Origin of the sequence: Nitratireductor sp. CH_MIT9313-5, from assembly GCF_037029545.1 — a bacterium.
Lineage (GTDB): Bacteria > Pseudomonadota > Alphaproteobacteria > Rhizobiales > Rhizobiaceae > Chelativorans.
The window spans coordinates 79,125-102,571 of sequence record NZ_JAYMER010000008.1; the positions used below are offsets into that span (position 1 = coordinate 79,125).

Annotated in this window: 28 protein-coding genes; 13 read left to right on the forward strand and 15 right to left on the reverse strand. The window is 61.0% G+C overall.

What is annotated here, in order from left to right; genetic code table 11:
- Positions 1-88: 88 nt before the first annotated feature.
- Positions 89-1,057: a L,D-transpeptidase family protein gene (locus WA367_RS01080; protein WP_442935509.1), complete on the forward strand. Its 969-nt coding sequence runs from the start codon at positions 89-91 to the stop codon at positions 1,055-1,057.
- Positions 1,058-1,069: 12 nt separating this feature from the next.
- Here the strand turns inward: WA367_RS01080 and WA367_RS01085 are convergent, their stop codons facing one another.
- Positions 1,070-1,795, reverse strand: coding sequence for a heparan-alpha-glucosaminide N-acetyltransferase (locus tag WA367_RS01085; RefSeq protein WP_106573423.1), 726 nt, complete (start codon positions 1,793-1,795; stop codon positions 1,070-1,072).
- A gap of 691 nt (positions 1,796-2,486) precedes the next feature.
- On the opposite strand from WA367_RS01085, the gene WA367_RS01090 reads away from it, so the two are divergent.
- The 5 genes from WA367_RS01090 (at position 2,487) to WA367_RS01110 (ending at position 6,380) form a co-directional block, all read left to right on the forward strand.
- Positions 2,487-3,143, forward strand: coding sequence for a L,D-transpeptidase (locus WA367_RS01090; RefSeq protein ID WP_442935510.1), 657 nt, complete (start codon positions 2,487-2,489; stop codon positions 3,141-3,143).
- Positions 3,144-3,212: 69 nt separating this feature from the next.
- Positions 3,213-3,839, forward strand: coding sequence for a DsbA family protein (locus WA367_RS01095; protein WP_106573421.1), 627 nt, complete (start codon positions 3,213-3,215; stop codon positions 3,837-3,839).
- Positions 3,840-3,931: 92 nt separating this feature from the next.
- Positions 3,932-4,735, forward strand: coding sequence for a peptidylprolyl isomerase (locus WA367_RS01100; protein WP_106573452.1), 804 nt, complete (start codon positions 3,932-3,934; stop codon positions 4,733-4,735).
- A gap of 32 nt (positions 4,736-4,767) precedes the next feature.
- Positions 4,768-5,328, forward strand: coding sequence for a L,D-transpeptidase (locus WA367_RS01105; RefSeq protein ID WP_106573420.1), 561 nt, complete (start codon positions 4,768-4,770; stop codon positions 5,326-5,328).
- Positions 5,325-6,380, forward strand: a complete 1,056-nt coding sequence (locus WA367_RS01110) for a flavin-containing monooxygenase (RefSeq protein ID WP_106573419.1) — start codon at positions 5,325-5,327, stop codon at positions 6,378-6,380. Before WA367_RS01105 ends, WA367_RS01110 begins: the two co-directional genes overlap by 4 nt.
- 50 nt (positions 6,381-6,430) lie before the next feature.
- On the opposite strand, the gene WA367_RS01115 is transcribed toward WA367_RS01110, so the two are convergent.
- The 8 genes from WA367_RS01115 to WA367_RS01150 form a co-directional block, all read right to left on the reverse strand.
- Positions 6,431-6,931 (reverse strand): copper chaperone PCu(A)C, encoded by a 501-nt coding sequence (locus WA367_RS01115; RefSeq protein WP_336054981.1) that lies wholly within the window; start codon positions 6,929-6,931, stop codon positions 6,431-6,433.
- A complete protein-coding gene (locus WA367_RS01120; protein ID WP_336054982.1) occupies positions 6,932-7,357 on the reverse strand; it encodes a copper chaperone PCu(A)C in 426 nt (141 codons plus the stop codon). It abuts the gene before it with no gap.
- 38 nt (positions 7,358-7,395) lie between these two features.
- Complete coding sequence (locus WA367_RS01125) at positions 7,396-7,965, reverse strand: SCO family protein (protein ID WP_336054983.1); 570 nt, start codon at positions 7,963-7,965, stop codon at positions 7,396-7,398.
- 107 nt (positions 7,966-8,072) lie between these two features.
- Positions 8,073-8,726, reverse strand: a complete 654-nt coding sequence (locus WA367_RS01130; protein WP_106573415.1) for a cytochrome c oxidase assembly protein — start codon at positions 8,724-8,726, stop codon at positions 8,073-8,075.
- Positions 8,727-9,131: 405 nt separating this feature from the next.
- Complete coding sequence (locus WA367_RS01135) at positions 9,132-10,145, reverse strand: cell wall hydrolase (protein ID WP_106573414.1); 1,014 nt, start codon at positions 10,143-10,145, stop codon at positions 9,132-9,134.
- Positions 10,146-10,256: 111 nt separating this feature from the next.
- The gene (locus tag WA367_RS01140; RefSeq protein ID WP_199190549.1) at positions 10,257-12,629 is read right to left on the reverse strand and encodes a heavy metal translocating P-type ATPase; all 2,373 of its coding nucleotides are present in this window, start codon (positions 12,627-12,629) and stop codon (positions 10,257-10,259) included.
- A 129-nt stretch (positions 12,630-12,758) separates the two neighbouring features.
- Positions 12,759-13,310 (reverse strand): methyltransferase family protein, encoded by a 552-nt coding sequence (locus WA367_RS01145; protein WP_106573412.1) that lies wholly within the window; start codon positions 13,308-13,310, stop codon positions 12,759-12,761.
- A 286-nt stretch (positions 13,311-13,596) separates the two neighbouring features.
- The gene (locus WA367_RS01150) at positions 13,597-14,196 is read right to left on the reverse strand and encodes a transglutaminase-like cysteine peptidase (protein ID WP_106573411.1); all 600 of its coding nucleotides are present in this window, start codon (positions 14,194-14,196) and stop codon (positions 13,597-13,599) included.
- A gap of 349 nt (positions 14,197-14,545) precedes the next feature.
- Between WA367_RS01150 and WA367_RS01155 the strand changes: the two genes are divergently transcribed.
- From WA367_RS01155 to WA367_RS01165, 3 genes are read left to right on the forward strand one after another with little or no spacing between them, the layout of a single operon-like run.
- Complete coding sequence (locus WA367_RS01155; RefSeq protein ID WP_106573410.1) at positions 14,546-15,349, forward strand: ZIP family metal transporter; 804 nt, start codon at positions 14,546-14,548, stop codon at positions 15,347-15,349.
- Entirely contained in the window at positions 15,339-16,307 is a 969-nt protein-coding gene (locus WA367_RS01160; protein WP_106573409.1) for a cation diffusion facilitator family transporter, read from the forward strand. Before WA367_RS01155 ends, WA367_RS01160 begins: the two co-directional genes overlap by 11 nt.
- On the forward strand, positions 16,276-16,638 hold the full coding sequence (locus tag WA367_RS01165; RefSeq protein WP_106573408.1) for an STAS/SEC14 domain-containing protein: 363 nt from the start codon (positions 16,276-16,278) through the stop codon (positions 16,636-16,638). The genes WA367_RS01160 and WA367_RS01165 overlap by 32 nt, the downstream gene beginning before the upstream one ends.
- A 156-nt stretch (positions 16,639-16,794) precedes the next feature.
- Here the strand turns inward: WA367_RS01165 and WA367_RS01170 are convergent, their stop codons facing one another.
- A complete protein-coding gene (locus tag WA367_RS01170) occupies positions 16,795-17,043 on the reverse strand; it encodes a TFIIB-type zinc ribbon-containing protein (RefSeq protein ID WP_106573407.1) in 249 nt (82 codons plus the stop codon).
- A gap of 166 nt (positions 17,044-17,209) precedes the next feature.
- On the opposite strand from WA367_RS01170, the gene WA367_RS01175 reads away from it, so the two are divergent.
- Positions 17,210-18,340, forward strand: coding sequence for a multicopper oxidase domain-containing protein (locus tag WA367_RS01175; protein ID WP_106573406.1), 1,131 nt, complete (start codon positions 17,210-17,212; stop codon positions 18,338-18,340).
- Complete coding sequence (locus tag WA367_RS01180; protein WP_106573405.1) at positions 18,337-19,548, forward strand: ZIP family metal transporter; 1,212 nt, start codon at positions 18,337-18,339, stop codon at positions 19,546-19,548. The genes WA367_RS01175 and WA367_RS01180 overlap by 4 nt, the downstream gene beginning before the upstream one ends.
- 83 nt (positions 19,549-19,631) lie before the next feature.
- Here WA367_RS01180 and WA367_RS01185 read toward each other — a convergent pair whose 3' ends face one another.
- The 5 genes from WA367_RS01185 to WA367_RS01205 form a co-directional block, all read right to left on the reverse strand.
- Positions 19,632-20,951 carry an MFS transporter gene (locus tag WA367_RS01185; protein ID WP_106573404.1) on the reverse strand — a complete coding sequence of 440 codons (1,320 nt, stop codon included), beginning with the start codon at positions 20,949-20,951 and terminating at the stop codon, positions 19,632-19,634.
- Positions 20,952-20,958: 7 nt separating this feature from the next.
- Entirely contained in the window at positions 20,959-21,234 is a 276-nt protein-coding gene (locus WA367_RS01190) for a metal-sensing transcriptional repressor (RefSeq protein WP_106573403.1), read from the reverse strand.
- A 126-nt stretch (positions 21,235-21,360) separates the two neighbouring features.
- Positions 21,361-21,594, reverse strand: a complete 234-nt coding sequence (locus WA367_RS01195; RefSeq protein WP_106573451.1) for a GDCCVxC domain-containing (seleno)protein — start codon at positions 21,592-21,594, stop codon at positions 21,361-21,363.
- Between the two features lie 5 nt (positions 21,595-21,599).
- Positions 21,600-21,932, reverse strand: coding sequence for a heavy-metal-associated domain-containing protein (locus tag WA367_RS01200; RefSeq protein ID WP_106573402.1), 333 nt, complete (start codon positions 21,930-21,932; stop codon positions 21,600-21,602).
- Positions 21,933-21,942: 10 nt separating this feature from the next.
- Positions 21,943-22,350 (reverse strand): mercuric transporter MerT family protein, encoded by a 408-nt coding sequence (locus WA367_RS01205; protein ID WP_336054984.1) that lies wholly within the window; start codon positions 22,348-22,350, stop codon positions 21,943-21,945.
- A gap of 67 nt (positions 22,351-22,417) precedes the next feature.
- Between WA367_RS01205 and WA367_RS01210 the strand changes: the two genes are divergently transcribed.
- Positions 22,418-22,831 (forward strand): MerR family transcriptional regulator, encoded by a 414-nt coding sequence (locus WA367_RS01210; protein WP_106573401.1) that lies wholly within the window; start codon positions 22,418-22,420, stop codon positions 22,829-22,831.
- Between the two features lie 2 nt (positions 22,832-22,833).
- On the forward strand, positions 22,834-23,157 hold the full coding sequence (locus WA367_RS01215) for a YnfA family protein (protein WP_106573400.1): 324 nt from the start codon (positions 22,834-22,836) through the stop codon (positions 23,155-23,157).
- Positions 23,158-23,447 lie beyond the last annotated feature (290 nt).

The following is a 23,447-nucleotide window of genomic DNA, read 5'->3' on the forward strand; positions in this document are numbered from 1 at the left end:
GGTCTCTTCACCAACGCCGAATGCACCTCCGGGGATCACATTCTAAATTATGGTTCGATTGATCATTGCATTCGCGCTGGTTTCGGTCATGGGCCTAGCCACGTCTGCGTGCGTTTCAACGGTGCTCGACGTGGACGGGAGGTCAGTTCAGCCGGTCCCGGCGACGCTTATCGCGGAAATGAATCGCAAATCAATGTCGCGGTCAGCACCGATTCTGATTCGGATCTTCAAGCAAGAGAGCGAGCTGGAGATTTGGAAGCGCGACAAAAGCGGCAAGTTCGCGCTTCTCAAGACCTATCCAATGTGCCGTTGGTCGGGAAAGCTTGGGCCGAAGACGCGCGAAGGCGACCGTCAGGCACCCGAAGGCTTCTATCATGTCAGCGCGGGCATGCTTAACCCGAACTCGCAATACTACCTTTCCTTCAATCTCGGATATCCGAACAGGCTCGAATCCGCACTCGGCCATACCGGGGAAGCGTTGATGGTACACGGCGCATGCTCCTCGTCCGGCTGCTTCGCAATGACGGATGAGGGTGTGGCCGAGATCTACGCGGTGGCGCGCGAAGCGCTGAAGGGCGGCCAGACGGCATTCCAGGTTCAGGCTTTTCCATTCCGCATGACACCTGAAAACATGGCGAAGAACCGAAACCATCCGAGTTTCGAGTACTGGATGAACCTGAAGAAGGGTTACGATATTTTCGAAGTTACACGCCAGCAGCCTCGCGTCTCCCACTGCGCAGGCCGCTACGCATTCAACACCGAGTTTGAAGGCGGCGAGCCGAGGGATCCCCTCGCCGCATGTCCTCCGGCCATCTCCATTCCAAATTCCGTCGTCGCGGCGCGCTCGCAATCGGATCTGCGGGAAATGAACAGGATAGTCGAGGAAGGCTCGGCTGTGCGGGCGCACGCCTATTCGGACGGGGGAATGCACCCGAAATTCCGTGAGCTGCTGGAGCGCCTTGGCGACAAGGCGCTTGCCGAACGGGTTTCCGTGGACGCGGTGCCGATCAGCCGTCCCGATGCCGCTCTTGCCGATCCTCACACCCCGAACGAATAGACATTCGCCGGGTCAAATCAATAGCCGGGAAACCGGTACGATGACAGCCAGAAGAACGGGCTGGTGCACGAGGTAGATCACGAGGCTTCTGCGCCCGCACCACGCAAGGAACCGTGCGGTCTGACCCTGCGGCGCCGCGCTTGACAGATGTCCTTCCAGATCAGTGGTCAGCAGCCATTTCGTCGCTGCCATGCCAAAAAGCGTGAGACCGACCCAGGGAAATATCGGCACGAAATCATTGCTCGGCGGGGGCTGCGTAAAAAAGCCGATCCAGGCCAGCAATCTGGTGTCGAAAGCTGTCGACTCGTAGAAAAACGGAAGCGCAAAAATTGCAATCCCGGCCGCCAAACATAGTGACGCGGGAGCGCGAATGAACAAGGCCCCTATCAGCGTCGCCGTTGCGATTGCATGAAGGATGCCGAAATAGACGAAATTGGCCGGGAAAACCAGATATGTCATCACTGTGACAGCCGCCGCTGCGAGGGCGATGATACTCAGACGCCGCATGAATGGCGACCATCTGATTTGCGTTCGATGTGCAAGAACGAGGCTGACGCCGACGAGGATCATGAAGGTGCCGGCCAGACTGCGACCGAACATCAGCCAAGCGGGATGCTGCGCGACACCTGAGATGATGCCGGTGAACTCAAAATCCCAGACGAGATGGAACAGGACCACGCCCGCAATCGCGAGGCCACGAACGATGTCGACAGCAATGAGGCGTTGCGTCCCTGCCAAGGAGCGATCTCCTGTTTGCATTTCAGGTTCGTGTAAAAGCTCATCCCGCTGGAGGTTCAACCCCATATTCCGGCTCGGCCACCAAATCTCACATTGATTTGGCTTTTCTTAATTATCCCGTTGCTCTAATTGGAGACATGCTCCGGGTACTGTCCACTATCCTGTTCGTTCTGTTCGTACTCATTCACGCGGCGACCGCACCGGTCGTTGCCGCGGGGTCAACTGTCGAAACTGGCGAGGCTAGCCGGAAAGCGCCGCTTGTCTCCGAAAATTGCGGCACAGCAGGCAACTCCGGAATTTGGCAGCAGCAAAAGAATGTTGCGCCGGATGCAGATCTCCCGCGGCTTTCGACATGTCCGGATCATTGTGTGTGGTTGGTACAAGCTCTTGAGCCCCCATCTCGCGCGGTCAGCAGCCTGCGCGCTCACACCGGATCACCCTCTGCCGCGCCCGTTACCTTCGAGGTTTCCCTTCCGCCGCCGCAATAAACGCGATAACGGCGGGCGAGGCTTACTTGCCCAAATCACAACGAGCGTCCCGTCTCGCGGCCCTCCGGAGCGCCGCAGGCTGGTCATCATCCGGGATAACAGTTCCCGCTTGCGGCAAGCCGCAGTGCATCGTGAGCAAAAAAATCGTGAAAAGCAGCAAAGACATCCACTTTGACCCGAAGCGACGCGCCTTCCTTGCCGGTATGACAAGTACCGCAGGTGCATTCGTCGTTTCAGGCTGTACGACAACGAACGGCGAGAAAACGGCTGAGCCGGAGCCACAGCCGGACCGGTCCTATGTTTCAATGTATGCGGCAATGCCGGACGAGAGGTTTCCGATACCCGCGGTCGATATTTCGAAGGTCAACAGGCGGTTTTACCGCCAGCTCGTCGATGACCCCACGGGCGAACGTCCGGGTACCATCGTTGTCGATACGCGACGCTTCTATCTTTACCTGATCCAGCCCCGAGGCAAGGCCATGCGCTATGGCGTTGGCCTGGGTCGTGCCGGGTTCGAATGGTCGGGTCGCGGCGTGATCCAATGGAAGCAGGAATGGCCAACTTGGACGCCGCCCGCTGAAATGATCGCGCGTGAGCCTGAACTGGAGAAGTACAGCGCGGAGAACGGCGGAATGGCGCCGGGGCTCAACAACCCGCTCGGCGCGCGCGCGCTCTATATTTTCCAGGACGGTGAAGACACGCTCTACCGCCTCCACGGCACGCCCGAATACTGGACGATCGGGAAAGCGGTGTCGAGTGGCTGCGTGCGACTGATGAACCAGGACATCATAGACCTCTACAAGCGTGTCTCAACCCCGTCCCCGATTATCGTGCGCAGCGGTGCCCTCACGAGCGTCTAGACGAAAAACGGTCTTGCACCTCTAGCAGCTAGAGGTCCCACCGTCCGCTGAGCAGTTATTGGAGAAGCCATGAAACGCCGTCATTTTCTTGCAGGAGTGTCCATATTTGCCGTCGCCGGCATATGTCCGCTTCCGCTATTCGCTCAGTCCACGCAACAGCAGTTGCTGGCACCCGGTCCGCTTCCAGAGAAAAGTTTCGGAGATGCGGACGCACCCGTGACCGTCATTGAATACGCGTCGCTGACCTGCGGTCATTGCCGCAATTTCCATATGACGGTCTGGCCCGATTTCAAGGCCAAGTACGTCGATACAGGCAAGGTCCGTTTCATCATACGTGAATTCCCGTTCGACCCGCGCGCCTCGGCCGGTTTCATGCTGGCACGGTGCGCCGGCGAGGACAAATGGTACCCGACGCTCGACCTGCTCTATCGCTCGCAGGACCGTTGGGCCCGGGTTTCCGACGCGACCTCGGCTCTGAAGTCGATCATGGGCATGACGGGCATGGAGGGTGAGCAGGTTGAAGCCTGTCTCCAGGATCAAGACCTGCTGGACAAGATCACGGCTATCGCTGACACGGGGAAGTCGTACGGCGTCGACTCGACGCCAACCTTCTTCGTCAACGGCGAAATGTACAAAGGCGTGCTCAGCCTCGAGCGATTTAGTGAAATCATCGACCCTCTCTTGGTTGCCGAATAAGGAGCGGACAAATGCACGAGACGACGATCATTTCCGGATTCGGCTCCGCATGGCGCGGCATCATTGCTGCAACAATCGCATTCGCTGCAGCCATGACGGCCAGTCCCTCCGTCCTTGCTCAGCAGGAGGAGATTGTCGCGCGTGTCGACGGCCAGGACATCACAGCGTCGGAACTGGCGGTTGCCGAAGAGATGTACGCGCAGCAACTGGGCTCCATGCCGGAAGATGCGAAGCGCTCGGTTCTCGTCGACGCGCTGATAGACCTGCGCATCGTCGCAAACGAAGCGCGAGAAAAGGGAATTGCCGGGGACGAATCCTTCAAGCGCAGAATGGCGTTCCTCGAACAGCAAACGCTACGTTCCGTTTTCATCAGCGATCAGATCTTCGCGTCTGTAACGGAAGAGGCGGTGAGGACCGCCTACGAGGCGCAAGTCGCGCGCATGCCCCGCGTTGAGGAAACGCGGATTCGGCACATCCTGCTGGATACCAAAGAGGCTGCGGCCGCGGTCATCGAGGCGCTGAACACCGGCGAGGACTTCGCCGTTCTCGCGCGCGCAAGATCCGGGGACACGGTCTCGAAGCCGAAAGGGGGTGATCTGGGTTTCGTCGCGGCCGGCCAGTCGCTTCCGGAGATCGACGCCGCCGCCGCGAAACTGCAGGTCGATGAATACACCGCCGAGCCGGTCCGCAGTTCCTTCGGCTACCATGTGCTGAAGGTGGAAGAGAGGCGGCAGCAGCCGGCGCCGGAGTTCGAAACCGTCGCACCTCAGATTCGTCAATCGCTTCAGGCGGCGGAGCAGCAGCGCATCATCGGGGAGCTTCGGGCAGAAGCCGAAGTCGAAAAGCTGGTGCCAGACGTGACGCCGCCAGCCGCGGACGACGGTCACGACCACTAACCACATTTCATTGGCGGTTCCAGGGGGACATCATGCTCAATCGAAGGCAATTCCTGCTCACCTCTTTCGCGCTGTTCGCCGCCGTGCAGGGCGCGGCAGCGCATCCGGAAACAGGGCCTGCGCTTGACCCGCAATTCCTGCCACAACAGGTCGATTTCACACGGGAATATCCTGTCGGTACGATCGTGGTCGATACGGCGAACCGCTTCCTCTATCTGATCGAGTCGAAGAATATCGCTCGACGCTACGGGATAGGGGTCGGCCGGGCGGGTCTCGCCTTTTCCGGCACTGCCGAGATCGGCCGCAAGGCGAAGTGGCCCAGTTGGCGTCCGACCGACAACATGATCAGACGCAATCCCGGAAAATATGCGCGATTTGCGGATGGTGTACCGGGCGGCCCGAACAATCCGCTCGGCTCACGTGCACTGTACCTCTATCGCGACGGCCAGGACACTTTGTACCGCATCCATGGCACGACCGAACCGTCGTCGATCGGTAAAGCCGTGTCAAACGGGTGTTTCCGAATGCTGAACGAACATGTCGAAGACCTGTTCGAGCGCGTCCCGGTTGGAGCAAAGGTTGTTGTCGATTGACAAAGCCTCCTTTCGTGCTGGTTGTAGGTGCCGGTCAGGCGGGGCTCGCTGCTGGCTACCACTTGCGCAGGGCAGGCATTCCGTTCGTTATCGTCGACGGCAACGACCGCGTCGGAGACAGCTGGCGCAGGAGATATGCGTCGCTGACGCTGTTCACGCCGCGGCAGTTCAGCGAGCTGCCGGGAGCGACTATTCCAGGCAACCGCGAACTCTATCCGACCCGCGACGAGTTCGCCGACTACCTTGAAGCGTATGCGGGTCTGTTCAATCTGCCGTTGCGGCTGAATTCACGCGTCGTCAGGCTGCAGCGGTCGCGTGATGGAGAGTTCAAGGCCACATTGGAGAGCGGTGAGGACTTGGCGGCTACGCATGTCGTCATCGCGACGGGCGGATTTCAGATCCCGGTGATTCCCAAGATCGCCGCAGGCTTCGGGAGTGCGGTGACGCAGTTGACTGTCGAGACCTATCGCGATCCGTCCTCGGTGCCCGACGGGGTGGTCCTGATCGTTGGTGACGGCGCAAGCGGGCGTGACATTGCCGCCGAGCTTGCCTCCAAACGCCCAACCTTGCTTGCGGCAGGGAAGCCGCGCAAACTGTTCCCGGAGCGCTTTCTGGGAAAGAGCATCTGGTGGTGGCTCCATTGGTCCGGCCTCATGCGTGCGCCAGCGGACTCGGCTGTCGGGCGGCTGATGCGCCGGACCGATCCGTTTCCCGATCGCGAGCGCAACATCGACAGCCTCGCTCGCAAGGGCGTTCGACTGATGCCCCGTCTCACGGAAGCTGCGGGAACGAGCGCGAGATTTTCTGACGCAGGCGAGGCTGAAATTGGCTCCGTCATCTGGGCGGTAGGCTACCGCGACGATAGCGACTGGGTGCAGATTCCGGCCGCCAAGAACCCGGACGGCTCCTTCGCCCACACGAACGGCGTGTCGCCAGTTCCGAACTTGTTCTTCGTGGGCAGACCATGGCAGCAAAATCGCGCTTCGGCCCTCATCATGGGCGCCGGTCCCGGTGCTGGCGCCATCGTGAAACTGATTTCCGAACGGATATAGTCGCCAGATTTCCGGCGGACCGCGGTTATGCGTGAACAGCTCTCACTAATTTAATGTCCACCCTCTTCTTCAATGATAACTTTGACCGGCAGCTTACCGGCATCCCCGAAATCCAGGATCAACTCGAAGCTGTCGCCTTGCTCGATGGAGTCGCGGATTCCGGACAACCAGATGTGTTCTCGCCACGCGGCAAGTGACACGGGCTTGTTTGGACGCAATTCGATGAATTCGAGCCAGTTTATTTCACCGTCCTTTGAAATGCGAAAGCCAACATCCTCAGCCAGTGGGCTCGAGGCCCCGACGAGCCGCGCGCTCTTGCCGCCACGATTGAGGACTGGGCCGTACACCGCGATACCCCCGGCACCCTCCTCGGATGGGGATGCCCAGACATGACCGACCGCGATATCGTCTAGCTCGTAACTATGCGCCAGCGTTTCGGAGGGCGTCTGCAGGAGCACAAAGACGAGGCCCGCCGCTAGCCCCGGGACCGCCTTTTTGAACCGTGCTCCGCCACTGCGGGCGACCGCGTGCCAAAACTCCATCGCCGTCATCTAATCGTCCTCCGGTCCTCTGGCGCCTGGCCCGAAAACCGGCACAGAAACCGTGATCGGAGATGCATTCGCAAAACGCAGCGTAAGCGTGAATGTCTCTCCCTTCTCAATCGGCCGCTCCAGATCCATGAGCATGACATGATACCCGCCCGGCTCCATTCGAACGCTCCCACCGGCGGGCACCTCGATTGGTCCGGCCGGCACCATCTTCATGACATCGCCTTGCTTGACCGTGCGGTGAACCTCCGCGCGGCCTGCCACGGGAGTCTCCAGCGCAACGAGAGTGGCGGGGCGATCATCCTTGTTCAGGATGGTCACGTAGGCAGCGGCAGGTCGCGAGGCCAGGATGGAGGCGCGCGCCCACGGCTGCTGGACGGAGATGGTGGCTCCATCCTGCCCCCAGGCCGGAATCACAAACACGAGCACAAACAAGCTCATCAACCCGATAGGATACGTGCGCACAGTCAGGTCTCCCCACCCACACCGCCGAATCTGGCAATGGCCTCGCGGATCGTCTCGGCCATCTCCTCCGGAGCGGTGCCGTAGCTGAAATGGGTGAGATACTCGCCCGATTTCGACATCAGATATGTATTGCCTTGATGGCTCACCAGGTATTCGCCGCTGCCCTGATAGGCTTCGCCCTCCATACCGACCTTCTCGTACGCCACCCGGTACGTCTCCGCCATGGCGTCGACCTGATCAATCGTCCCGGTCAGTCCGGTAATCCGTTCATCGAATGCCTTTACATACTCAGCCATGACCGCCGGCGTGTCGCGCTCCGGATCGAGGCTTACGAAAAGATATGTCACGGCATCGGCATCGTTCTTCAACAGTTCGATCGTGCGGGCGATTTCGGCCAGCGTCGTCGGACATATGTCGGGACAGTTCGTGAAGCCAAAGAAGACAAGCCGCAGCTTTCCAGCGAAGTCGTCGTTGGTGACGGTCTCACCCGTGTGATCGACGAGCGAAAACTTTCCGCCTATGGGGACAGAACCCGGCTCGGCAAAGGTTTCCTGTTTCGGCTGGTTAGCCATCAAACCCTGCGACGTGCCGCGCATGACGTATGCGGCACCGAGGGCAACCGCCAGCACCAAAGCGACCGCGGCCAGAAAACCCGAGAGGACTCTCAAACCCCTGCTGTTCATCGTCTTGGCGCGTCGTTCTCGAATTCCACCGACCTGGCGCCATCCAGCCTTGCATCGGTTGCTTCCGAGCCAGCCTTCAGATCGCGAGCCGCGTCGATTTCCTCGCTCGACAAATCCTTTTGCCTGAAGAAGGTGTAGGAGAGCGTGACCTCACGGAACATTTTCGCGTTCTCGTCCTTCAGCATCTGCTCGTCGAGGTAGAGGACAAGCGGCATCCTCGCGCTCTCGCCCGGCCCGAGTTTCTCCTCCGTGAAGCAGAAGCACTCAATCTTGAAGAAGTACGGCGCCGTTGGGTACGGGGTGACATTGAACGTCGCACGCGCGACGATCGTTTCGTCGGACTTGTTCTCGGCGTAGTAGTAGACCTTTGTCGGCTCCCCAAAGCGAGTTTCGACGCTTCGCTGCTCCGGTCGAAACTCCCAGGGCAGACCTGGCGCAACATTGGCGTCGAAACGAACTGTGACCGTTTTATCCCTGATTGCCGCAGTCGGCTGCTTCGCAACAGCGCGCTGCACGGTTCCACCGTAGCCTGTCAGGTCGCAGAACATCCGATAGAGGGTTGGGGAATAGGCTACCAGAGTGGTCATGGCCGCAAGTACCGTCCCAGTGAGGAGGAGCACGCGCATATTCTTGAGGCGTAGGCTGTTCATCGTTTCTGTTTGCCGATCCGATCGTTCGGGATCATCTCGTGCCTCGCCATTCCTGACAACGCGACACCGCATCGCGTGCGGGATTGACGCAGCTGATTTGCGGTTCCACTCGCCGCTACGGGCCCGAAGAGGTGACTGTACAACCTCTAGCGGCTTCAGGTTCAAGGAATAACTGCAGCTCGTACCAAACTCGGCGATAGCCAATGGGTCCTTCGCGCGCACCCTGTCCGGCTGGCACTCTCGCAGCATCATATGTTTGCTATCGAGAATTCGCCGGGCGAGATGCGCCAATTCTGGTCTATGGGGCAAAGAGCTGATTTTGGCGACGTCAGAATTACAGGCCAGCTTGCCGAACGTGATCCGGTAGTGATTTTTGAGATCCCAGATCGCCGAGATAAGCGATGCTCAGCTCCAACCGCCGTTGTATGTCCGGTAAAAGATGTGGCTACCGATTTGCGTCATCTCTTCCATCCCATCAGCCCATTCAGGACTGACGTAGGTCGCATTGTAGTGCGTCGATGAGCCAACTTCCTGCAGGAATATCTTTCCCCCCGTCACGGCCATCGCCACTTCGCGGGCCGCACGATAGGCACGGCGGTTGATGATTCGCTCGGGAAGGCCGTCACAGGCGAACGAGAATTGGCATCGTTTATACCATCCAGCGTTCTGATAGACGACATTGCACACTTCATTGGGATATGTGGGGTTGCGCACTCTATTCAGGATCACTTGGGCTACCGCCGCCTGCCCTTTCAGGCTCTCTCCCCGGGCCTCGAAATATATGGCGGTCGACAGGCATTTTTGTTCTTCAGAAGTGAAGACGTTCGGCGGTAAAGGGTTCTTCATCCATTCGTGGTCCCCCTCAACAACGGGAGGCACGAACCGCCCATTCCGCTTAGTTCCGAGTAGAGCATCAAAGGGGGATGAAGGGTCGTGGAAGGGATCTGTTGGCGCGTACGCCGTCGCTAGGATATCCGCGCCATCATTGGTCACCAGATCGGCTAGCTTTGCCGGGACGCCTGCAAGCCGATCCATTTCCGCGTTGTGAAAAAGCATTCGCTTCGTAGGTCGCTTCGCGTCGCCCACATCAAACGGTGCGAGACGCTGCGCGTTGACCGCCAAGGGACGCAATCCTAAGCGAAGGCCCAATGCAACTTCGGCCAATTGGCGCTTACGTGCTCCAGCAGAGACCCTGTCCTGCTTATCGCCTCGTACCACGTGCGGCTCGTCGGAAACATGCCGAGCATGTGTCGGCTCTTTCTGCAAGGCGATTTCGTTCGGCATGATATGAGGAGAGCGCCCTTGCGGATTTCCCGCGGGATCAATGCCCGCCATGCTGATGACGAGCCAGATCAGGGCGAATAGGAATTTGGTGAGGATTCCCGAGGGGAAGCGTCGTTTTCGGCTGCGTCCCTGCATATTGCCCCTTCGAATGTGTCCCGAGCAGCCTGGATCGTTAACCTTAATGAGCCGTTAAATCAAAGTTCCCTTTCGCCGCAAGATAGGCAATTTATTTGGCCGCCGCCGCTCCTAGTGACCATGAGTGATACGGCCGACAACCATGGAATCGACGGCGCCTTCCAGACGTTCCTTCGTGAACATCGTCCCGGCGCGTGGCCGCAGCAGACGCAGCGCGTTGGCAACGACGAGCAACGACACGCCGACATCCGCTGCGATCGCGCCCCACATCGAGGCCATGCCGAAGGCGGTCAGGCCGACGAAGACGGCCTTGGTCGCCAGCGAGACACCGATGTTTTGGTGGATGATGGACATGGTGCGCCGCGAATGGCCGATTAGCCATGGCACTTTTCCGATGTCGTCAGTCATCAGCGCGATATCCGCCGTCTCGATCGCCGCGTCCGAACCAACCGCGCCCATAGCAATTCCGTAGTGCGCGCGGGCCATGGCCGGGGCGTCGTTCACCCCGTCACCGATCATCGCGACCATGTCGTGGCTCGCCACCAGTTCCGTAATGGCGGCAACCTTGTCTTCGGGCAGCAATTCGGCGCGAACCTCGTCGATGTCAACTTCGGCGGCGACGGCGCGGGCGGTGCGGTCGTTGTCGCCGGTAAGCATGACGATTTTCTTCACGCCCTGTTTGTGCAGTTGTGCAACGATGCCGCGTGCATCCGGCCGGATCCTGTCACGCAGTTCCAGCAGGCCCAGAACGCCGGAGTCGTCGCCGACGGCGACCATGGTGGCGCCCGCCCCTTCGATGCGGTCGCGCAGGTCGGCGGGGATTGCGGCGCCAAAGCTCTTTTCGGCGGCGAACCTGTCAGACCCGAGCCAGACGGTGCGGCCGTCGAATCGGCCTTCGATGCCACGGCCTGGCACGGTGCGGGTATCCTCGGCGGCGGTCACGTCCTTGCCTGCATGGGCGAGGATCGCCTGCGCGAGCGGATGCGACGACCTGGCCTCGAGCGACGCGGCAACGGCCACTAGGTCGGCTTCCGACGTGCCGCCCAGCGGATGCACGGCGGCCACTTCGGGCTTGCCTTCGGTGATCGTGCCGGTCTTGTCGAGCGCCAGCGCAGTGGTGCGTCCCGGCGCCTCGACGTAGGCGCCGCCCTTGATCAACACGCCCGCCCGTGCCGAGGCGGTGAGCGCCGCCACGATGGAGACCGGCGTCGAGATCACCAGCGCGCACGGGCAGGCGATGACCAGCAGCACGAGCGCGTTGTAGAACCAGTAGTTCCAGGCGCCGCCGAGAAGGAGCGGCGGCAGCAGCGCGATGGCGACGGCGGCCACCATCACTATCGGCGTATAGATGCGAGCAAATTTCGACACCCACTGCTCCACCGGCGCCCGGCGCGAATGCGCGTCGCCGACCATGCGGATGATCTTTGCCAGCGTGCTGTCCGATGCGGGTTTGGTAGCGCGCACCGTCAGCGTGCCCTCGCCGTTGATGGTACCGGCATAGACCTCGTCGCCTGCCTCCTTGGGGACCAGAGCGCTTTCGCCAGTGATCGGGGCCTGATCGACCGCACCCGCCCCTTCCGTCACCTCGCCGTCGAGCGGGATGCGGTCGCCGCCGCGCACTATGAATCGGTCACCCACGACGACCTCGGCCGCGGGCACGTCCGCCTCGGAGCCGTCGCTGCGGATCACCCGCGCCGTGGCTGGCGCCAGATCGAGAAGCGCCGCGACTGCGTTGCGCGCGCGCCCCACGCTCCAACTTTCGAGATAGAGCGACAGCGCAAAGAAGAAGGCGACGGTCGCGGCCTCGAAATATTCGCCCAGGCCGACGGCACCGGCGACGGCGACGACCATCAACAGGTTCATGTCGGGCGACAGGCGTCGGGCCGAAGACCATGCCTTGGGCGCGACCAGCCACACGCCGAAGATGATTGCCAAGCCGAACAGATCAGCTTCGGCCAGCGGCATCGGCGCCTCGCCATGGCTCGCAAAGAGGCCAAGCGCTCCACCCATGCCGGTCTCGACGATGTGCCAGAGAAAACCCGCCGCCCAGAACCCGCAACTTGCGGCCGTGAACCGCGCCTGCCGTTTCAGGTGAACTGCGCGATCGGCCTCCGCCCTGTCTGCGTTCCAGGGCCGCGCGCCCATGCCGGTGCCGACGACCGCCTTTATGATCTTGTCGTCGGAGGCGGGATTTGCCGTCTCCAGCACCGTCATCCGGCCGTTGATCACGTCGAAGGCCAAATGCTCGGCGCCGCCGACCACCGGTCCGACAACGCGGTTCAGGATCGCCACTTCTTCGGCGCAATCGAGACCATTGACCTGAAAGCTACGCCCGGCGGTACCCACCGGGCCCGTTGGCACATCGGCACCGCAGCACGCGACGCCATTCTCACGATCGTGGGAATGCACATGACCTTGCGGGTGAGAATGCCCACACTCGTGCCCCTGAGAACGTTCGTGGTCGTGTTGTTTTTCGGTCGGCATCGTTGTCTCCTGTCCCGCGTCGGCTGAGGTTGCGTTTCACCGTTCCGCGGTCGACTCTGATTGGTCCTTCCAAGATAGGACCTCTAGCAACTGTAGGTTCAAGACCCGATGCGAAGTTTTCAAGCGGTCTCAGATGAAGCGTCGAACGCGCCGCTTGTAGTCGCGGTAGGCGTCGCCGAGCCGCGCCTCAAGCCACGGTTCCTCGGAAAATGGGGCGATGAACGCGCTGATAATCGCCAAAAGCGCCGGCCATAATGCGAGCCAGGAATTGGCAGCAAGCACAAAGCCGGCGAAGACGAGGATGTCGCCGATGTATTGGGGATTGCGCGTGAACCGGTAGGGGCCGCCAGTCGCAAGATCGCCGGCGAGTCCGGTCGTCGGCCTTGAGCCGAGGGCGGCAACGCCCCACCAGGCCAGCGCATTGCCCAGAACCAGAAGGACGCCGCCGACGACCCGCCAAGGCCAGGCATCCAGGTCGAGGCTGCCGTAATCAGCGATACCAATGTAAAGCGTTGCGAAGATCAGCAGGCCGACCACCACCCACACCAGCCAGAACTGCCATCCCACCTGCGCGGAAGGAGGCGGCCACACACGCTGGGCCGGTTTCGCAATGGACCAGAACAGCAGCGCAACCAGTAGCGCCGCTGATGTGACAGCGATGAAGAAGACAATGGTGAGCATTTCGAGCCCCGCAAGAAATCATGCATGAGAATACGCTGCACCTGGAAGCCAGAACCGGGGCAGCCTTATGCATCGGTGCCGACTGTAGTTCCTATAGGGACTAGAAGATTCAAGAGTTGGAAGGCACGGCGGATTTTCAGTGGAAAGCGACCGACTGCCAGCAATCGCATCTGCGAAAGAGTACACCGCAACGAGCTATAGCTTCATGAAGGCTACACAGCGCAGCTTGGCGTGCAAATGTCACACGACTCCCGGCTGCGACGTACGGCCGGCATGCAGCGGCGGATCAATGCAGTGCGCCCACCAGTGGCGCATCGCCGTCGCGGATGCTCACCCACCGTCCAGTGTGATAGGTCGCCTGTCTCTTCAAAAACAGGTAGCCGGTCTCGTCCCAGGGGAGAATGTCATCAGTAAGATTGTCGAGTATGTAGTCGCCGACTTCCGTTCTGACGGTGAGGACGGCATGCCCCTCTCCGTTGGATTTCTTGAGAACTGTGAGCAGTAGGTTTGCGGGCGCAACGCCCTCATTCATCAGGACGCGGCGCTTTTGGAGCGCATAGTCCTCACAATCACCCCTGTCCGTCGGATAGGTCCAGAATTCGTCCTTGCCGTAGACGTCGCTGTCATACATCGGCTTGATCGCCTTGTTGATCGACCCTGATAGGTCGGCGAGACGTCGCCGAAAATCATTGCTCCACGCTACAGGACTGACGTCATTCGATCGTACTGAGCACTCCTTCGGCATGCGCTTGCACAGTTCATAGTGTCCGATCGGCTGAGAGGTCTGGCCTCCAGTCACCATTTGGCTCGGATGCGCCGAAGCCGGCCCCGATGAGGCTATACCGAACAATGCAACGAGGATCCCCAGCAATCTCTTGCTCGGCATCGTTTCCACCCCTTCGCCCGATTCGTTACCAATAAGTTAACAACGCAACGGGCGGCTGACCATTGCAGATAGGCCACAGTTCGGGATGCAATTTGCCTCGTCGGTGCAGCGGCAGGATTGCCCCTAATCTCCGGCTGATCGGCGCTTGCAAGGGGTCAAATGTGCATCCACTCACTGCACCGCAAAGTCAATTCGCCTCGCGGTATTCCGCGAATACCTGCACAGAGAATTTGGCTCGGGGAACAGCAATATTGCGCTCGGCGTTGGATGCGCTAGGCAAGCTACGGCGGCATCGGCTTCATGTGATGCCTCCAACAAATATGGAAAAGTCATTTCCAAGGGAGCGAGAGTGAACGATCTGTGGCTGGTCATCGGTCTTGCGCTGCTTCCGGGGCTGGGCAACCTAGCCGGGGGAATGGTGGCTGAGTTCGTCCGCACGACGCCGCGTCTTCTCAATCTCGCTCTGCACGCGGCGTCGGGCATCGTCATCGGCGTGGTCGCCATCGAGCTGATGCCCGAGGCGCTCGACAATCTTGCCGGCTGGTGGATCGCCGCCTCCTTCGCTGCAGGCGGCGCAGCCTATGTTGGAGCCGAGACATTGATCGAGCGGGTGACGTCGGGAGACGGCGGCAGCCCAATGTGGATGATCTATGTCGCCGTCGCGGTCGACCTTTCGGGAGACGGGTTGATGATTGGATCGGGCTCGGCGGTTGCGACGTCGCTCGCCATCGTCCTGGCCGCCGGGCAGGTGCTGGCGGATTTTCCCGAGGGCTATTCGGTGGTGGCGAATCTACGGGAGAAGAAGGTGTCGCGGGGCAGGCGAATTGCCGTCTCGTTCTCTTTCCCCGTCTATTGCCTCGGGGCGGCGCTGATCGCGTGGTTGCTTCTGCAGAACGCGCCGGACGCCGCCAAGTACGTCGCCCTGAGCTTCGTCGCCGGCCTTCTGACGGTCGCCGCCGTGGAAGATATGCTGGAGGAAGCGCATGAGGCCACAGGAGACACACGAAGTTCTACGCTTGCCTTCGTCTGCGGCTTTGCGCTTTTCGCGCTCGTCTCCGCCGGACTCGGCTCCCTCATCGGCAAGGACGGCTCGCAGGGGGAAAACACATCAGGAGTTTATACGTTGAAGGATCACATGATCCATGCCTCATGATCACAGCCACGCCCACATAGATCCGAAATCGGGGGACCGGCGGGTCTCCGTCGCCATTTGGGCGAATGGCCTCCTGACCGTCGCGCAGATCGTCGGCGGCATCATGGCTGGCAGTCTCGCGCTGATCGCCGACGCGCTGCATAACTTCTCCGACATGGCATCCCTCGTCATTGCCTTCGCAGCGCGCAAGATTGCGCGCCGCCCGGCCGACAAACGCATGACCTTCGGATATGGCCGCATCGAGATTGTCGCCGCCCTGATCAACTATACCACGCTCATACTCGTCGGCTTCTACCTGATCTATGAGGGCGGCATGCGGATGATCGAGCCTTCTGAGGTCCAGGGTTGGACCGTGGTGATCCTCGGCAGCATCGCTCTCGCAGTGGATACGCTGACAGCGCTGCTTACCTACTCGATGCAGAAAGGCAGCGTGAACATACGCGCGCTCTTCCTGCACAACCTGTCTGACGCGCTTGCATCGGTCGCCGTGATTATCGGCGGCTCCCTCATTATCCTTTACGACATGCGCTGGGTTGACCCCGCGATCACGATCGGTATCGCGCTCTACATCTTGTATCTTGCCTTCACCGAAATCGGTGGCCCAATCCGGACGCTGATGCTGGGGAGCCCGCCTGATATCGATAGCGACGCCGTGATCAACGCGGTGCGGAACGTCGCCGGGGTCCAGGACGTTCACCACGTGCATCTCTGGCAGATGCAGGAGCATGAGGCGGCGCTTGACTGCCACGTGGTCCTGACAGCGAAGGGCTGGAAGCGCATCGAATCTGTCAAGGCCGACATCAAGGAGCGCCTGAAGGGCCGCTTCGGCATCACCCATTCCAGCTTGGAATTCGAACGCGTCGATTCCGCCCACGATGACGCCGATCTCTACGGCCATGGCGGGGCGGCGGGAAAAGAGAACGACCATGTTCACCGAAACACTGACAACGCAGGATGACGTCGTGGGGATTGCCTGCGAAGGCAAGCTGACAGAAGACGACCTGAAACGGATGCACGCGCTGCTGCACGAACGGTTGCGATCGGAAGACAAGCCCGGCCTTGTCATCGACCTCACAGGAACCGAAGGTTACGAGGGGCTCGCCGCTCTACGCGAAGACCTGAAGATGGATGCGACGCACCGCAACGACTTTCGCCGTATCGCCGTCGTCGGCGACAGCAAGTGGATGGATTGGGGAACATCGCTGGCCGGGCTTCTGACGCGTTCCGAGATGCGCTGGTTCGGGCCCGGCGAGAAGGATGAGGCCGCCGAGTGGGCGCGCAGCGGCTGATTCAATCTGACATCAGTCGGCCCCGCCGGGCGGTCGCGGTCGATCCGGGTGCTCCTTGTTCTGCCTGATCACCCGATATCCGGCTGCCTGTTGTTGTCGGCGCGTCTGAGGATCGACTGGTTGCACGCGGCAGCGGAAACCGCGTCGGCATGACCGTCAAAAGTCGAACACCTCGTTCAGGAACGATTCCTTCTTCTTGCGGTACGGCTTACCGCCGTGCCCGTGACCTTGTTGGTGGGGCGCCTCTCGGCTTGGCAAAGGAGCCGACTGTGTCGCCGATCGCTCCATGAACTTGTCCAACTCGCCACGGTCAAGCCACACGCCGCGGCACTTCGGGCAATAATCGATCTCGACACCGCTGCGTTCGGGCATGACCAGTGTTTCATTGTCAACGGGACATTGCATGCGCTCGTATCTCCTGTTCTCGTTTCCGCTCTGAGGTCAATTCCGTTCCGAAACAACTTCTCGATCTCCCGATTCAACCAGGGTCTTTTCCGGGCCGTGCCCCGCGCTTGCACTGGGACAACTGCGATGCTAACTTGCAAATCGTTTGCATTTGCAGGAATGAAAGATGGGCGAGATCACCGATTGGTTCAGGGTAAAATTGAGCAGGCGCGGCGTGCTGGGCGCTGGTATCCTCGCGGCTGGGGGATCGGCCATTGCCGCCGCAGGCGCCGCGCAGCAGCCCGCCCCAGCGGAGCGTTCCAGCGGCTCGGGGCACGACGGATTGGGCTCAGCCGGTCACGGCCCGAGCCACGGCGCGATGATGACCGTCGGCGAGGTCGATGAGGAGCGCAACGGCTTCGACACCAGGAAGATGCTGACCGACTGGGAGACCGGCACCGTCTCGCGCCTGCCCGGCGGGCGGGTTCTGCGCACCTTCGAGATCGATGCCGTCGACAAGGAGATCGAGATCGCCCCCGGCGTCATGTTCCCGGCCTGGACCTATAACGGCCGGGTACCGGGGCCTGCGCTGCGCGCCACAGAAGGCGAGAGGCTGAAGATCGTCTTTCGTAACTTCGGCTCTCACCCACATTCGATCCACTGTCACAATATCCATTCCGCGCGCATGGACGGCATTCCGGGCGCCGGCGTGATCGCGCCGGGCGAGGAGTTCGTCTACGAGTTCGACGCCGTACCCTTCGGCTGCCACCTCTATCATTGCCATGCGCTGCCGCTAAAACGGCACATCCACAAGGGGCTCTACGGGCTCTTCGTCATCGACCCCGACCCCGCGCTTCACCCGGAACACACCGATGTCGCCCGGTCTCGCCTGCTCGGCACGCCGGAGAATGCGGAGTGGCAGGAACTGGCGATGGTGATGAACGCCTTCGACACCAATTTCGACGACGAGAATGAGGTCTATGCCGTCAACACGGTCGCGCATACCTACATGAAGCGGCCGATCCCGATACGGCGCGACAAGCCGGTGCGGGTCTACCTCGTGAACGCCGTCGAATTCGACCCGATCAACTCGCTCCACCTGCATGCCAACTTCTTCGACTACTACGATCACGGTACGACGCTGACGCCGACGCTTCGAACGGTCGATACGGTCATGCAGTGCCAGGCCCAGCGCGGCATTCTCGAGTTCTCCTTCAAGGACCACGAGCCGGGGCTCTATATGTTCCATGCGCACCAGTCGGAGTTTGCCGAGCTCGGCTGGATGAGCTTCTTCGATGTTCAGGAGGCCGTGGCATGAATGAAGCGCACCCCGTCACCGAAGCAGGATCGACTCCGGCCGAAGAAGCGCCGCGCTCCCGCGCGCCCCTCGTCTGGCTCGTTTTGCCGCTCGCCGTGCTGGCGCTTGCGGTTGCATGGCTTGTCGCGGCTGACCCGTTGAGAAGTTTCGACAACGGTGCGCCCCCCGTGGAGAACCTGACATTCGAGCGAACGGTCCTGTCGTCGGGCGGCATCGACTTACTCGTCCGCGCCGGCGGCTCGGAACCGATGACCATCGCCCAGGTCCTTGTCGACGATGCCTATTGGGAGTTTTCCCAGGATCCGTCAGGACCGCTCGCGCGCGGGGAGACCGCCTGGATCCATCTGCCCTATCCCTGGGTTCAGGGTGAAGCGCACGCGGTGAAGATCATCACCAATACCGGTGCAACCTTCGAGCACGAAATCCCGGTCGCCGTGCCGACGCCGGTGCCCACCACGGGAAGCCTCGTCAATCAGGCGCTCCTGGGCGCCTTTGTCGGCATCGTTCCCGTTGCGATCGGGCTTATGTTCTATCCGGCGCTGCGCGGCATCGGGCGCGGCGGCATGAACTTCCTTCTCGCCATGACCGTGGGCCTGCTGGTCTTCCTGATGATAGACGCCGGAGGGGAGGCATTCGAGCTTGCGGACGAAGCCGCGGCCATCTTCCAGGGCCAGGTGATGGTTGTTCTGGCGGCCGCGGCAAGCTTTCTGCTACTCATGGCGATCGGCCGCCGCGACGGCAGACCGGCCGGGCTGGCGCTCGCGACATTCATCGCCCTCGGCATCGGCCTGCACAATCTCGGCGAGGGCCTCGCCATTGGCGCGGCCTTCGCGTCTGGGGCGGCGGGTCTCGGTACCTTCCTGGTGCTCGGCTTCACGCTTCACAATATCACCGAGGGGATCGGGATTGCCGCCCCGATGCTAAAGGGGCGACCCGCTCTGTGGATATTTCCGGCGCTGACGCTGCTTGCCGGCGGCCCGGCGGTACTCGGGCTCTGGATCGGAAGCCTCGCCCATGCGCCGCAATGGTCGGCGCTGGCGCTGGCGATTGGGGCGGGCGCCATCCTTCAGGTCGTCATTGAGGTTGCCGCCTATCTCATGAAATCCGACGGGCGTGGCGTCGCGGCCCTGTCCTCGTGGCCTGTCCTGTCCGGAGCCGCCTTCGGGGTGGCGTTCATGTACGCCACGGCCATGCTGGTGAAGATTTGACTTGATCTAATTCCGGGTGTTCGGGGAAGCGGGAAAGTGGCAGTCGGGATCGACATGCCGTCATGAATCGTCCCATCCCCCGCTCAGGGCTCGCGCGGCCATTGCGGATGCAGATCGTCGATAACGAAAGCATGGGCGTGGCGCAGGCCGCCGCTGGGTATGCCCTCTTTCCAATGCGGGTCATCGGCAGGCAGTTCGGGATGTCTGTGCGGGATCGTCTCCTTGTCGGTCGCCGGCCAGAGAAGCAGCGCCGCCGCCAATGCTGCAGCGGCGATGACGGCAAGAACCAGGAATGTCGGGACCAGTCCAATTGTGGCGCCCAGCCAACCCGCCAACGGATAGGTAGCAAGCCAACAGGCATGCGACAGGGCAAATTGCGCGGCAAAAAGGGCCGGTCGATCCTCGGGATGCGAGGAGCGCCGCAGCAATCGGCCGGAAGGCGTTTGCGCGGTGGAATAGCCGATCCCGATCACGAACCAGAGCGGCAGAAGGACAGCAAAGCCTGGCACAACGGTTCCCGCAATGAGGCCTGCGATCATGACCGCGACGCCAGCGAGCATCGCTACACGGTCGGAGATGGTTTCGAGCAGCTTCGGCAGGGCAAGCGCCGCCAGCATCGACCCGCCACCGAAAGCCGCAAGCGCCAAGGCTGTCGATTGCTGAGAAAGACCGAATGCGCCTTGTACAATGACCACAGTGTTGACGATCACCATCGCACCGGCCGCGGCGACGGCCATGTTAATTGCCAGCAGGCCGCGCAACCGCGGTGTTGCCAGATAGATGCGCATCCCACGCGTGGTTCGTTCGTATATCGGCCGCGGCGTGGTCGGTTTCGGGCTGGGCAGCAAGACCGAGACAACCAGGGCGGCCGATGCGAGGAAGCCGATGACGGTGCCTGCAAACAACGTATGAAAGCTCATCAGCGTGAGCAGCAGCGCGGCCAGTATCGGACTCACGAGGCTTTCGAGATCGTAGGCCAGCCGCGAGAGGGACAAGGCGCGTGTATAGTCCTTCTCCTCGGGCAGAACATCGGGGATCGTCGCCTGAAATGTCGGGGTAAACGCCGCCGATGCCGATTGCAGCAGGAAAATCAGCACATAGATCTGCCAGACCTCGGTGACGAATGGCAATAACACCGCGATTGCCGCGCGCACCAGATCGAGGCTGACCAGCATGGCGCGCCGGGGAAGGCGTTCGGCGAACGCTGCCGCAACCGGCGCAACGCCGACATAAGCGATCATCTTGATGGCGAGCGCGGTACCCAGGACCGCCCCGGCATCGGCTCCTGCCAGATCGAATGCCAGCAACCCAAGCGCAACGGTTGCCAGTCCCGTGCCGATCAGGGCGATGACCTGTGCGCTGAAGAGATGCCGATAAGTGCGGTTCGCCAGGATTTCGAGCATCGGCGTTTCACAGATATTTCGTGATCGTCTTGAATTCGGCGATCGAGCGCTTCTGCACTTCCGGCAAGCCCTCCGCGGCTTCGCCGAGACAATGGTCGAGATGATCCCGGATCAGCGTTTTCTTGGCTTCGGCAATCGCTTTTTCGACGGCGTGAAGTTGCTGCGCGAGATCGAGGCATGGTCGACCGTCCTCAATCATGCCGATCACACTTTGCAGGTGACCACCGGCGCGTTTGAGACGCTTGACGATGGCCGGATGCGTGGAATGGAGAGCTGCTGACATGTTCAGACCATATCCTCCCTAGGGGGATATGGTCAAAGGCCACGGTAAGTCACTGGCCTCGACCGTTCAAGCCGTGTTGGCCGGCCAACAAGACACAACAAGCCAGTACCTCATGCCTCGCGACAATCAGTCTTGATTGGCGCAGCAATCGACACCGTTCTCCGAGCTCTGGACCGGCGGACAGGGAACATCACCATAGGAGCAGAACACGCAACAATCCCCGGGTCTGGGTTTGATCGTGTTTCCACAATTGTTGCATTCATAGAAATACTGACAGGCATCCGTCGGCATCGTCTCCGTCGCACGGTGCCCGCAAACCGGGCAGGTAATTATCGATACTGTCTTGAGAGCGCTGGTCACGGCCGTCACAAGATATGCTTTGCCGGATAACCGGCATTGGCTGAGGCGGCGGCAATGGCTTCAATGGTCGTCACGGACGGATCGAACACCACGGTCGCCGTCCTGGCATCGAAGTCGACCTCGACTTGTCTCACGCCTTCGACACCCTCCATCGCCTTTCTCACCGTGACGGGGCAGAGCGCGCAGGTCATGCCCGGCACGTCGAAGGTGGCGGTCTGTTGGGTCGCACCCGCTTGCGCGGCCGAAACGAGAATCGGCGAGGGGATCGAACCAATAAGGGGAAGACCGGACACACCGATAACCAGCAATCCCGCCGTAGCGATGAGAAGTCGTTTCATGTCAGTTCTCCTAATAGAAAAGCGGCGCCCACCAGTTGATGGTCAGCGCGACGACGACCAGAACCGTCGAAAGCCACAGGGCCGATTTGGTGATGAGGGCGGATTCGGGACGGGCGCAGTAGGATCCGTCCGCGCAGGCGGGCTTGGCCTTCAAATAGACCTGCCGGAACCCGAGCACGATGAAGACAAGCGCCACGCCGGCAAAGATCGGCTTGTAGGGCTCGAGCGCGGTCAGATTGCCGATCCAGGCACCCGACACGCCGAGCAACAACAGGACGAGCGGCGCGATACAGCAGGTTGACGCCAGAATCGCGCCGACGACACCGCCGGCGGCAAACCATTCCTTCTTTCGATCCGCCACGTGCGTCGGCGCATCCAGTGTCACGGTTTCAATTCCAGTCTCGATCATGCGGTTCATCCTCGAATTTCATTCCAGAGCAAGCTAAGGTCTGTAGCAACTACAGACTCAAGGAAGAATCCGAACAATGGCCGATCACGTTTCCGGGAAGCGATTACAGCGCGCCGAACTGGCAAGGCGCACGGGCTGCAATCTCGAAACCATCCGTTACTACGAGAAGACGGGCATGATACCCGATCCGCCGCGCACGGTGTCGGGTTACCGCGTCTACGACGAAGCCCACGTCGCGCGGCTGCGATTCATCCTGCGCGCCCGCGAGCTCGGCTTTTCCATCGACGAGATCCGCGGCCTGCTCGACCTCGTCGATGGCGGTACGCAGACCTGCGCCGAAGTGAAGGAACGGACAGAGCGACACCTCGCCGATATCCGGGCCAAGATCGCCGACCTGAAACGGATCGAGCAGGTGCTGGCGGCGACCGCCGCGCAGTGTTCCGGAGAGGATGTGCCGGAATGTCCCGTTCTGGAGGCGTTGGCATCGTGACGATGACGTTGGCGGTTTATGTCGGCGCGGCACTTGCGGAGATCGCCGGCTGTTTCACTTTCTGGGCCTGGCTGCGCCTGGATCGCTCGCCGCTCTGGCTCATTCCGGGCATGGCAAGTCTTGCCGTCTTCGCCTGGCTTCTGACGCGCATCGACAGCGACTTCGCCGGTCGTGCCTATGCAGCCTATGGCGGCGTCTACATTGCCGCATCGCTTGTCTGGCTCTGGGTAATCGAGTCCCAACGACCGGACCGCTGGGACGTCACAGGTGCTGCGGTATGTCTTCTGGGCGCCGCAATCATTCTGTGGGGCCCTCGATCCATTTGACGCTTGGAACCCAAATCGATGGCCAGCGCCGCCGGCCCAAGGAATTTAGGACTTCCTATAACCGCAGGTCCCGATCACATCGCGATAGGCATCGATCAGCGGACGATCGCTCGCGACAGAGCTCCCCCATTCATCGTCCAGTTTCTCCAGTGCTATGAGCATGGATTCGGCGATGTCCGGCCGGTTTTTCCGGCAGGCACATCTGAATGTTGATTTCCGCTGAGAGCTGACCCGGGATTTTCGTCGAGAAGTGACCCGCCTTCATGTATGGTTTGGGTCTCAGGTTGTGG